The organism is Acidovorax sp. KPB24-03 (assembly GCF_057546605.1).
The window spans coordinates 1-11,192 of record NZ_BAAJYR010000114.1 but is presented as its reverse complement, the minus strand read 5'-3'; the positions used below and the strand labels follow the sequence as shown (position 1 = coordinate 11,192).

The window sequence follows — 11,192 nt, the reverse complement described above, 5'->3', positions numbered from 1 at the left end:
CGATCTTGAAGCCCTCGCCCTCCTTGGCCAGCCGCACCTTGGCGGTGGTGTCGAGGGTCTCGGTGGAAATGCCGGCCTTCTCGCAGGCGAACGCGAAGGCCATCGTGAAGCAGGCCGCGTGTGCCGCGCCCACGATCTCCTCCGGATTGGTGCCCTTGCGGTCGTCCCCGAAACGGCTGCCGAAGCCATAGGGGTGCTGCTTGAGCGCGCCGGTCTCGGTGCTGATCTGGCCCTGGCCGGTCTTGCCAGCGCCTTCCCAATGGACGGATGCGGATTTTTCGGACATGCGGTGCTCCTTGTGCGGTGAACAGACAAGACGCGATCACAACATGCATGGAACCGATCGCGGGTGGGCCCAGCGCCCCGACGCCTGACGCGATTTGTCCTACAGGCCCCGCGGGCAGACCTTAGCCGGTGCGCACCATGCCGATCGCATCGAACGGACAGCGCACCGCACACAGCGCGCACCCCGTGCAGGCCGGCGCATCGTGCAGCACCGACTGCTTGCGCCCCCACGGCTGCGGGCCCGGCACCTGCAGCGACAGGACATGCGGCGGGCACACGGCCACGCACCAGCCGCAGCCGGTGCAGCGGGCGGGATCGATGCGGGGCAGGGCCTTGCGCGGGGCGTTCATCGCAAAACGAAGAAGAAAAGAAAACGGAGAAGAAGCGGAAGGAACTCGCAGGATCTTGCCGCTTCCTACCGTGCAGGCACAAGCAGGTAGCCCCCTTCGAATCGGGGAGACTGGGCATCCACGCGCACGCAGGTCCTCGGCCGCCCCTGGTGAGTGCACTGCGCGACCTCCAGGCCCGCGCCCGCCTTTCTGAGCCGATCCATGTCGGCCAACAGCATCTGCCGCTCGGCGCGCAGTGCCTTCAGCTCTCTTTCGGTCGGAGACAGGTAGGCCATCGCCGCCGCGATCAGGACCACCACGGCCAGTGCCCCCGTGCAGGCATACGCCAGCATCTTCCACTGCAGCGTTTCCTGCGCCGCTGCGAAGGTCCTCGTGGCCTCGGCGGCCGCCGCGTTCGCCTGGGCCCAGGTGGCGGTCATCTTCGCCGCGGCTTTTTCCGCGGCCGGCTCGAGCACCGTTTCGATGGCGGTGCCCACCGTCACAGGCAGCCGGTCGCAGGCCCGTTTCAGCGCGTCCGAGGCGTGGCGCGACTGGACCATGGAGGCATCGGCCTTTTGCTGCAGCACCGCCGCCTGTTGCATCAGCGACTGCAGCATGTCAGACAGCTGGTGGATGCGCTCCACGCTGCGTTGTGCATCGTTCATCACAGAGATAGGCCTTTCCCCTGGGGTTTGTGCTCCAGGGCGCGCTCCTGCGCGATGCTGGCGCTCCGCTCGTCCGCCTGCTGCCGGTGGACCTGCAACTCCTGGCGCAGCTCCCCGATGCTTTCGAGCGCGATGTAGTGCAGCGTCCCGTCCTGGCCCACGGACACCAGCAGCCCCGATGAGGACGTGCCCGACTTGCCGGAGAAAGCGGCCACCGCGTCCAGATAGCGCTGGATGAGGGCATCGGGAAACTCCTCGGCCTGCGCCTTTCCCACCGTCTCCGCAAGCGATTGCGTGAATGCTTGAAAGTCGAGTGGAGGGCTCTGGCCCCCGGCGAAGTCCAGGTAGGGGCAGACCCGGGTGCGCCAGTTCAATGGCCCCTTGGAGGACTCCACGTACCAATGGATGGCGCGGGACACCTGCTGCAGCGCCGGCTCGTTTTCAAGCGACAGCTTGAGGGTGTCGAGCTTGTCCGACTCCTTGTCGCTGTCGTTGGACGCCCGCTTGAACTCGATCAGCCGGACGACGCCTGGATAGCGGAGCAGCACATCCCCCAAGGGACCGTCGAGCGGCGTCTGCTGGAGCAGGTTCACCACCCCCGGCAACGGCTTGTCCGGAAACCGCCGCCCGATCACGAGCCCCAGGCTGTAGAGGAAATTGCCGATCAGGATGTTTTCGTAGGGGTCTTTCATTTCGTCTACCTCCCTGTGTTTTTTGATCATTCAATTGACGCGGACTTTAACCAACGCGTCATACAACTTTTGATCAACTCGTTTCTTGGAATAACCTTCTGGCTCGGGTAAAAGCAGTCCTTCGGCCCACCACATGCCCACTCGATGCTTCCCATCACATCGCCAGATCTGGCGCCACCCGAAACAACCGACCTCATCGAACCACTGTCCGCCTCACTGGCTTTTATCGGCGGCGGCGGTGGCAAGTTCTCATTCGACCCGGACGATAGCCAGCGCCCTCGCTCCCAATTCGTCGTTGTGCGGAACGGCGAAGGCGCTGCGATGGGAACCGACACTGTTCAGTTGCTGACTCACTGGTGCCAACTCCTAGCAGCGCTTGAGCGTGGCCGTGCATCAGTGAGAGTTCGTTCGTGCCTTTTCGAGCGAAACGCTGTTGGGCGCCGTCCGTTTCCCCCAGGAGTTTTCTGATGGATGCCAGTGCACTGCGAGCCACCTTGGAATCCTTGCTGGGACTGCGCGCGAACAGACGGTGGTGGAGTTCAAATCCAATTTGTCCGACGCCGAAAGGATCGGTGCTTACCTTTCAGGGCTTGCCAATACAGCAGCGTTGCAGGGACGAGATCGAGCCTGGCTGGTGTGGGGCGTCGAAGATGGCAGCCATCGGGTGTCGGGTACGGGGTTTGACCCGTTCCAGCAGAAGGTTGGCAACCAATCGTTGTCAATGTGGCTGCAGGTGATGACGAAACCCCGCGCCGACTTCACTTTTCATGAGTTGAGGTACGAAGGTCTCCATGTAGTGATGTTGGAGATACACCCTGCACGTGGGGCACCTGTCGCTTTTCAGCATGTGCGCTATATCCGCTTGGACAGCCATTTGGTGAAGTTGGCGGAATTTCCCAACCATGAGTCCCGCTTGTGGGGTGCGCTAGGTATAGCGGAGGATTGGACTGGGGTGGTGATGCCAGAGGCGTCGCTGGATGACTTGGACCACCGGGCCATTGATGCGGCGCGATTGCGCTATACCGAGTACTTGGTACGAAGTGAGCCAAATGGTGAACGCCATGAGGCCATCCGCTCCGAAGTCGCGGGCCTGGAGGTTTCTACCTTGCTGAACAAGGCGCGCGTGACCAAACAAGGGCGTGTGACACGTGCAGCCCTGCTGCTGCTGGGCAAGGATGAATCCGCACATCTGCTGGGCCCAGCAGATGCAAAGATGACCTGGATTTTGCGAGATGCGTTCAATGACACGGTCACTTCACAGCCATTTGGAATCCCCTTCCTTCTGGCGACCGAACAGTTGTGCACTCGCATTCGAAATGTGACGCTGGACCACATGCCCGATGGGTCGCTGTTTCCCACGCCAGTGCCACAGTACGATAGTTGGGTACTTCGCGAAGCGCTGCACAACTGCGTCGCCCACCAAGACTATGTTCTGGGCGGCAAAATCAACCTGGTGGAGCACCCAGACCGGCTGGTGTTCAGCAACCTGGGGCAGTTCATTCCGGAAAGCGTGGCGTGGATGTTGGAACACCAGTCCCCGCCGGAGCACTACCGCAACCAATGGCTCATCGATGCGATGATCCGGCTGCGAATGATTGACCAGGCGGGCAGCGGCATACGTCGCATGTTCACGACCCAGCGCCAGCGGTTTTTTCCGTTACCCGACTACGAGTTTGGTTAGACTCCACAAGGGTTTCCACGTGTGGAGTTGACCCTGCAGGGACGGATGCTGGATTCCAAATTTGCGCGGGTACTGATGGCGCGCGCAGATCTGGGCTTGGGCCAGGTACTGCTGCTGGACAGGCTACAGAAGGGCCAAACTCTTTCAGCAGCAGAGGCCAAGAGCTTGCGTGATCTGGGGCTGATTGAAGGGCGCGCCCCAAGGTATTTCATCTCAGCCAAGATGGCCGATGCCTTGGGGCAGAAGGCGAAGTACATCCACCAGCGCGGCCTGGATGACCGGTACTACCAAAAGCTGGTGCTGGACTATCTGCAGCAGTATGGGCAGGCCACCAGAACGGATTTGGATGCCCTGTTGCTTCGGAAGCTACCCGACGTTCTGACTGAAGAGCAGAAAGCCAATAAGGTCAAAAATCTGATGCAAAGCATGAAGCGGGCTGGGCTGATAAAGCCTCACGGCGTGCGCTCTGCGGCCATTTGGCGTCTGTGCCAATCCATGGATAACTGAACCACGGCCCATGGTGTTTAACCATGGGCGTGGTTCTAAGTCATTGATTTTTATATTGTTTAATGCTGTTTCAAGCTGCTATTTAGACAAGATATCCGGTGTCCTTAGACATCAATATTCCCCGCCCGCAACGCATTCGTCTCGATGAAATCCCGCCGCGGCTCCACCTCGTCGCCCATCAGCATGGTGAACACCCGGTCCGCCTCGATCGCGTCGTCGATCTGCACGCGCAGCAGGCGGCGCACTTCGGGGTCCATCGTGGTTTCCCAAAGCTGCTCGGGGTTCATTTCGCCCAGGCCCTTGTAGCGCTGGCGGCTGGTGGTGCGCTCGGCCTCGGAGATGAGCCAGGCCATGGCCTGGCGGAAGTCGGACACTTTTTCTTCCTTCTGCTTCTCGCCTTCGCCGCGCAGGGCCTTGGCGCCCTCGCCGACCAGGCCGCGGAAGGTGCTGGCGGCTTCGGCCAGGGCGGCGTAGTCGGCGCCGTGCACGAAGTCCTGGGTGATCAGGCTGCTCTTGACGTTGCCGTGGTGGCGGCGGCTGATGCGCAGGATGGGCTTGTCGGTGCGCACGTCGAACTCGCCGGCCACTTCGGCGGGGATGCCGTTGGTGGTCAGCTCGCGCAGCTTGGCCTGCAGTTGCACGGCGCTGGCTTCGGCGTCGGCCACGGTGTCCAGGTTCAGGCTCACGCCGTCGGCGATGGCGCGCAGGGCCTCCTTATCCATGAAGGCGGACAGGCGGTGGATGACGGCCTCGGCGAGCTGGTGCTTTTGCGCCAGGGCGGTGAGGGTGTCGCCGGTCAGGGTCTGCGGGCTGGCGCCGCCGGTGGTCACGCTGGCGTCCTTGAGCGCGATGCGCAGCAGGAAGGTGTCGAGCGCGGGGGCGTCCTTCAGGTACAGCTCTTCCTTGCCGGCCTTGACCTTGTACAGCGGCGGCTGCGCGATGTAGATGTGGCCGCGCTCGACCAGCTCGGGCATCTGGCGGTAGAAGAAGGTCAGCAGCAGGGTGCGGATGTGGGCGCCGTCCACGTCGGCGTCGGTCATGATGATGATGCGGTGGTAGCGCAGCTTGGCGGCGTCGAAGTCGTCCACGCCGCTCTTGCCGGATTCGACCGCGGCCTTGCCGATGCCGGTGCCCAGGGCGGTGATGAGCGTGACGATTTCATTGCTGGTCAGCAGCTTTTCGTAGCGCGCTTTTTCCACGTTCAGGATCTTGCCGCGCAGCGGCAGGATGGCCTGGAACTTGCGGTCGCGGCCCTGCTTGGCGGAGCCGCCGGCGGAGTCGCCCTCGACGATGTAGATCTCGCACAGCGCGGGGTCTTTTTCCTGGCAGTCGGCCAGCTTGCCGGGCAGGCCCATGCCGTCCAGCACGCCCTTGCGGCGCGTCATTTCGCGCGCCTTGCGGGCGGCTTCGCGGGCGCGGGCGGCCTCGATGATCTTGCCGCACAGGATCTTGGCGTCGTTGGGGCGCTCTTCCAGGTAGTCGGTCAGCGTCTTGGCGACGATGTCCTCCACCGGCGCGCGCACTTCACTGGACACCAGCTTGTCCTTGGTCTGGCTGCTGAACTTGGGCTCGGGCACCTTCACGCTCAGCACGCAGCACAGGCCTTCGCGCATGTCGTCGCCGCTCACCTCGACCTTGGCCTTCTTGGCCAGTTCGTGCGCATCGATGTACTTGCCGATGACGCGGGTCATGGCGGCGCGCAGGCCGGTCAGGTGGGTGCCGCCGTCGCGCTGCGGGATGTTGTTGGTGAAGCACAGCACCTGCTCGCTGTAGCCGTCGTTCCACTGCATGGCCACCTCGACGCCGATCTCGGTGCCGGGAATGCCGCCGTAGGTTTCGGCCGGGCGCGCGCCCGTGGCGTAGAACGCGGTGGGGTGCAGCACCTTCTTGTTGGCGTTGATGAAGCCGACGAAGCCCTTCACGCCACCGGCGCCGGAGAAGTCGTCTTCCTTGCCGGTGCGTTCGTCCTTCAAGCGGATGCGCACGCCGTTGTTCAGGAACGAGAGCTCGCGCAGGCGCTTGGCCAGGATCTCGTAGTGGAAGTCGTTGTTCTCTTTGAAGATCTCGGTGTCGGGCAGGAAGTGCACCTCGGTGCCGCGCTTGTCGGTGTCGCCGATGACCTTCATGGGCGAGATCTCGACGCCGTTCACGGTCTCGATGATGCGGTTCTGCACGAAGCCCTGGCTGAACTCGAGCACGTGCACCTTGCCCTCGCGGCGCACCGTCAGGCGCAGCATCTTGCTGAGCGCGTTCACGCAGGAGACGCCCACGCCGTGCAGGCCGCCCGAGACCTTGTAGCTGTTCTGGTTGAACTTGCCGCCGGCGTGCAGTTCGGTCAGCGCGATCTCGGAGGCCGAGCGCTTGGGCTCGTGCTTGTCGTCCATCTTCACGCCGGTGGGAATGCCGCGGCCGTTGTCGGTCACGCTGATGGAGTTGTCCGAGTGGATGGTGACGACGATGTCGTCGCAGTGCCCGGCCAGCGCCTCGTCGATGGAGTTGTCCACCACTTCGAAGACGAGGTGGTGCAGGCCCGTGCCGTCGGACGTGTCGCCGATGTACATGCCGGGGCGCTTGCGCACGGCCTCCAGGCCTTCCAGGATCTGGATCGCGCCTTCGCCGTAGCCTTCGCTGGCGCCCGCCTGCTGGGTGTCGATCTTGGTGAAGGGCTGCGCTTCGCCCGCGCCGTTGGAGGAAGGCTCGGGCAGGGTGTTCTCAGCGGTCATGGATGGCCTTGGGGTCCGTGGAAACCGGGGGGTTTCCTGAATGTTCAATAAGGGTCAAATCGGCCTCCAGCGCATATTCTTCTAGGGCATGTAGCTACAAAAAGCATAGCACTCACCCCCGGCGCTGAAAGACGGGTGCGTCAGATGCGCATGGGCATCACGACGTACTTGAAGGTTTCGTTCTCGGGGATGGTCAGCAGCGCCGAGCTGTTGCCGTCCGACAGCTCCACCTTCACCATGTCCTGGCCCATGTTGGCCAGAGCGTCGATGAGGTAGGTGACGTTGAAGCCGATCTCGATGGTGTCGCCGCCGTAGTCGATGTCGAGTTCGTCCACGGCCTCTTCCTGCTCGGCGTTGTTGGACGCCACGCGCAGGGTGCCGGGCTCCAGGTTCAGGCGCACGCCCTTGAACTTGTCGCTGGTCATGATGGCGGTGCGCTGCAGGCTGGCCAGCAGCGGGGCGCGGCCCAGGGTCACGCTGTTCTTGTGGTTCTTGGGGATCACGCGGTTGTAGTCGGGGAACTTGCCCTCGACCAGCTTCGTGACGAACTCCATGCCGCCGAAGGTGAACTTCGCCTGGTTGTTGGCGAACTGCATCTCGATGTGCGGCTGGTTCTCGCCGCCCGCATCCGACAGCAGGCGCTGCAGCTCCAGCACGGTCTTGCGCGGCAGGATGACTTCCTGCTTGGGCACTTCAACGTCCAGCGTGGCGCTGGCGAAGGCCAGGCGGTGGCCGTCGGTGGCGACCAGGCTCAGCTGCTGGCCTTCGGCCACGAACAGAATGCCGTTCAGGTAGTAGCGGATGTCCTGCACCGCCATGGCGAACGACACCTGGCCCAGCAGGTCCTTGAGCACCTTCTGCGGCACGCTGAAGGCGGGGCCGAAGGCGGCCGATTCCTGCACCAGGGGAAAGTCCTCGGCCGGCAGCGACTGCAGCGTGAAGCGGCTCTTGCCGCCCTTGAGGATCAGCTTGGACTGGCTCGACTCCAGGCTCACGGTCTGGTCGCCGGGCATGGTCTTCAGGATGTCGATCAGCTTGCGCGCGCCCACCGTGGTGGTGAAGTCGCCCGTGTCGCCGCCCAGCTCGGCGGTGGTGCGGATCTGGATCTCCAGGTCGCTCGTGGTCAGCTGCAGCGCGTTGCCCGTCTTGCGGATCAGCACGTTCGCCAGGATGGGCAGGGTGTGCCGGCGCTCGACGATGCCGGACACCGATTGCAGAACCGCGAGAACCTTGTCTTGTGTTGCCTTCAGGACAATCATGTCGTCAACCTTTGGTGGTTTTGGGAAACGTGCCAGGACGGCGGCATGGGCCATGCCCCCTCATGCCGTCCAGCACGCCATTTTGCCCGTGAACCGGGCGCGCTCCGTGGGGGTGCGGGGCCACTTCGGCATCAACCCTTGAGCGTCTGCTCCAGCACGTGCAGCTGCTGGTTCAGTTCGGTGAGCTGCTGGCGCTCGCCGGCGATCTTGCGCACCGCGTGCAGCACCGTGGTGTGGTCGCGCCCGCCGAACAGCTCGCCGATCTCGGGCAGGCTCTTTTGCGTGAGCTCCTTGGCCAGGTACATGGCGATCTGGCGCGGCCGGGCGATGCTGGCCGGGCGCTTCTTGCTGTACATGTCGGCGACCTTGATCTTGTAGTAGTCGGCCACCGTCTTCTGGATGTTTTCCACCGAGATCTGCCGGTTCTGGATCGACAGCAGGTCGCGCAGCGCCTCGCGGGCGAGCTGGATGGAGACTTCCTTCTGGTTGAAGCGCGAGTACGCCAGGATCTTGCGCAGCGCGCCTTCCAGCTCGCGCACGTTGCTGCGCACGTTCTTGGCGACGAAGAAGGCCACTTCCTCGGGCATGTCGGCGCTTTCGGCGCGGGCCTTGTTGATCAGGATGGCCACGCGCATTTCCAGCTCGGGCGGCTCGATGGTCACCGTGAGGCCGGAGTCGAAGCGCGAGACGAGCCGCTCGTGGATGTTGGCCAGGCCCTTCGGGTAGGTGTCCGAGGTCATCACGATGTGGCTCTTCTTGGCCAGCAGCGCCTCGAACGCGTTGAAGAACTCTTCCTGCGTGCGGTCTTTATTCGCGAAGAACTGCACGTCATCGATCAGCAGCAGATCGAGGGAGTGGTAGTGCTCCTTGAACTCGTCGAACGTGCGCCGCTGGTACGCCTTAACCACATCCGACACGAACTGCTCGGCATGGATGTAGAGAACTTTCGCGTCGGGCTTGTCGGCCAGCAGCTTGTTGCCCACCGCGTGCACCAGATGGGTCTTGCCCAGGCCGACGCCGCCATAGATGAAAAGGGGGTTGTACAGGTGGCCGGGCGAGCCCGCCACGTGCATGGCCGCCGAGCGCGCCATGCGGTTGGCCGTGCCCTCGACCAGCGTCTCGAACGTGAGCGCGGCATTCAGGCGCGAGCGGAAGGCACCAGCCACCGGCTCGTCACTGGGCGCCGCGGCGGGCGTGGGCTCGGACGACACCACCTGCCCCGTCGGCGTGGATCGCACGTAAGTGCGGGCAACGGTCTCGCGCTGAGCGAGCGCTAACTCAAGCGACACCGGCTGGCCGTAGAGGCCTTCCAGCAGGGCCGCGATGCGGCCGGCGTATTGCGCACGGATCCAGTCGAGCTTGAAGCGGTTGGCCACCAGCAGGGTGACCTTGGAGAAGTCGGGAGCGACCTGGGCGGTGAGCGGCTTGATCCAGGTGTTGAACTGCTGCTCCGGCAGGTCTTGCGCAAGCTGCTCGACGCAGGCTTGCCACAGTCCTTGTCCGGCATCGGCGCCTGGGTCGTTGTCGGGGCTGCGGGAAGGTTCCTCGGTCATTGATGGCGGTTCTTGTTGTGGATAGGAGGAACGATTCAGGGCCGCAGATTGTACCTTTTCAAGGGGTTATCCACAACCTCGGCCAGGGCGCCCACGGCGCGCGCCACCCGCGCCGCAAACCCCCTGTACTGCCGCCTCGCCATTGCCACGCCGGCACAAGCCTGCAATAATCGCCGGTTTCCCTGAATGCGTTCAGGGCAATAACGCCCGGGCCAAGCGCTTTGATCTTGATCGAAGTGCCGCATCCGGAGGGCCTGGAACCCGCATCTTGCGAGTTGCGCCCGGAACCTAACCCTCAAGGACATTGACCATGAAACGTACCTACCAGCCTTCCAAGACGCGCCGTGCGCGCACCCACGGTTTCCTCGTGCGCATGAAGACGCGCGGCGGCCGTGCCGTCATCAACGCACGCCGCGCCAAGGGCCGCAAGCGCCTGGCCGTCTAAGGCCGCCACGACACTCGGCCCGGTTCCGGGCGGGAACCCTCCCATGCAACGGCTGAAAACCCGTCCGCAGTTCCAGGCCGCCATGGCCGGGGGAACGGTCTCCCGCACCGCACACTTCGCACTGCACCGACTGGGTCTCGCTCCCACCGGCGCAGCGGCCGCATCGCCTCCCGCACCTCCCACAGGGCCCGGCCCCTTGCCTGATGCGCAAGGGCCGCAGGCCCTGTTTGGCATGGCCGAGCCGCCCGGCGTCTGGCTGGGCGCCATGGTGCCCAAGCGCTGGGCCCGCCGCGCGGTCACCCGCAACACCATCAAGCGGCAGATCCATGCCGTGGCCGCCTCGTTCGAGTCCCAGTTGCCGCAGGCCGCGCACGTGGTGCGCCTGCGGGCGACGTTCGACCGCAAGCAGTTCACCAGCGCCACGTCCGATGCCCTCAAGCAGGCGGTTCGCGCCGAACTGCTGCAGCTGTTCGGCTACGCCGTGCGGCGCAGCGGCGGCGCTGCTGCAACGGCCGCTGGGGCACCGACGGCAGCGGCGCCCCAGCCCGCCCCGGCGCCTGTGTCATGATGCGCGCGCTGCTGATGGCGCTGGTGCGTGGCTACCGGCTGGTGCTGAGCCCCTGGCTCGGATCGGCCTGCCGTTTCGAGCCCACGTGTTCAGCCTATTCGCTGCAGGCACTTGAACGCCATGGCGCCGCAGCCGGAACTTATCTGACGCTGCACCGTCTGGCACGGTGCCAGCCCTGGTGCGATGGAGGGCATGATCCGGTGCCCGAAGAACCGCCCCGCGCATTGCGGCTGTTCTCGCGCCTGTCTCCTTCCACGTCCTCCACCCCCTCCTCACCGAAGAAGTCTTCATGAACGACATTCGCCGCACCATCCTGTGGGTGATATTTGGCTTTTCCATGGTTCTGCTATGGGACAAGTGGCAAGTGCACAACGGCCACAAGGCCACCTTCTTCCCCGGTGCAACGCCTGCCGCCGTGGCGCCCGCGTCTTCGGCGCCGGCCGCCTCGGGCACCGCCGGCGCTTCCACCGTGCCGGCCCCCACAC

General features: G+C 64.1%; 12 protein-coding genes and 1 pseudogene. 6 read left to right on the top strand and 7 right to left on the bottom strand.

The features are described 5' to 3' along the window. From AC27KI_RS13555 to AC27KI_RS13540, 4 genes are all read right to left on the bottom strand, one after another. A partial coding sequence (locus AC27KI_RS13555) for an OsmC family peroxiredoxin (protein ID WP_487114230.1) occupies positions 1-286 on the bottom strand: 286 nt, incomplete at its 3' end. A gap of 121 nt (positions 287-407) precedes the next feature. Continuing rightward, a complete protein-coding gene (locus AC27KI_RS13550) occupies positions 408-635 on the bottom strand; it encodes an ATP-binding protein (RefSeq protein WP_272566411.1) in 228 nt (75 codons plus the stop codon). A gap of 65 nt (positions 636-700) precedes the next feature. Then, positions 701-1,279 carry a hypothetical protein gene (locus tag AC27KI_RS13545; protein ID WP_487089730.1) on the bottom strand — a complete coding sequence of 193 codons (579 nt, stop codon included), beginning with the start codon at positions 1,277-1,279 and terminating at the stop codon, positions 701-703. Further along, entirely contained in the window at positions 1,279-1,971 is a 693-nt protein-coding gene (locus tag AC27KI_RS13540) for a hypothetical protein (protein ID WP_487089729.1), read from the bottom strand. Before AC27KI_RS13540 ends, AC27KI_RS13545 begins: the two co-directional genes overlap by 1 nt. Positions 1,972-2,500: 529 nt before the next feature. Here AC27KI_RS13540 and AC27KI_RS13535 point away from each other — a divergent pair. Together AC27KI_RS13535 and AC27KI_RS13530 are read left to right on the top strand one after the other, a co-directional pair. Beyond that, a complete protein-coding gene (locus tag AC27KI_RS13535; RefSeq protein ID WP_487114228.1) occupies positions 2,501-3,652 on the top strand; it encodes an RNA-binding domain-containing protein in 1,152 nt (383 codons plus the stop codon). Between the two features lie 45 nt (positions 3,653-3,697). Further along, a complete protein-coding gene (locus tag AC27KI_RS13530) occupies positions 3,698-4,159 on the top strand; it encodes a hypothetical protein (RefSeq protein WP_487114226.1) in 462 nt (153 codons plus the stop codon). Between the two features lie 104 nt (positions 4,160-4,263). Here AC27KI_RS13530 and gyrB read toward each other — a convergent pair whose 3' ends face one another. The 3 genes from gyrB to dnaA form a co-directional block, all read right to left on the bottom strand. Beyond that, complete coding sequence (gene gyrB / locus AC27KI_RS13525) at positions 4,264-6,882, bottom strand: DNA topoisomerase (ATP-hydrolyzing) subunit B (RefSeq protein WP_487089727.1); 2,619 nt, start codon at positions 6,880-6,882, stop codon at positions 4,264-4,266. Positions 6,883-7,022: 140 nt separating this feature from the next. Beyond that, positions 7,023-8,141: a DNA polymerase III subunit beta gene (dnaN, locus tag AC27KI_RS13520; protein WP_284397642.1), complete on the bottom strand. Its 1,119-nt coding sequence runs from the start codon at positions 8,139-8,141 to the stop codon at positions 7,023-7,025. A 131-nt stretch (positions 8,142-8,272) separates the two neighbouring features. After that, positions 8,273-9,694, bottom strand: coding sequence for a chromosomal replication initiator protein DnaA (gene dnaA, locus AC27KI_RS13515; protein ID WP_272566399.1), 1,422 nt, complete (start codon positions 9,692-9,694; stop codon positions 8,273-8,275). Between the two features lie 310 nt (positions 9,695-10,004). Here dnaA and rpmH point away from each other — a divergent pair, with 310 nt between their 5' ends. The 4 genes and pseudogenes from rpmH to AC27KI_RS13495 all read left to right on the top strand — a co-directional run. Further along, positions 10,005-10,139, top strand: a complete 135-nt coding sequence (rpmH, locus tag AC27KI_RS13510) for a 50S ribosomal protein L34 (RefSeq protein WP_005798102.1) — start codon at positions 10,005-10,007, stop codon at positions 10,137-10,139. Positions 10,140-10,182: 43 nt separating this feature from the next. Further along, the gene (locus AC27KI_RS13505) at positions 10,183-10,707 is read left to right on the top strand and encodes a ribonuclease P protein component (RefSeq protein WP_284430580.1); all 525 of its coding nucleotides are present in this window, start codon (positions 10,183-10,185) and stop codon (positions 10,705-10,707) included. Continuing rightward, complete coding sequence (gene yidD / locus AC27KI_RS13500; protein WP_284430579.1) at positions 10,704-11,000, top strand: membrane protein insertion efficiency factor YidD; 297 nt, start codon at positions 10,704-10,706, stop codon at positions 10,998-11,000. The genes AC27KI_RS13505 and yidD overlap by 4 nt, the downstream gene beginning before the upstream one ends. Then, a pseudogene (locus AC27KI_RS13495) lies at positions 10,997-11,192 on the top strand (membrane protein insertase YidC); the annotation flags it as partial. The gene yidD and the pseudogene AC27KI_RS13495, both read left to right, overlap by 4 nt.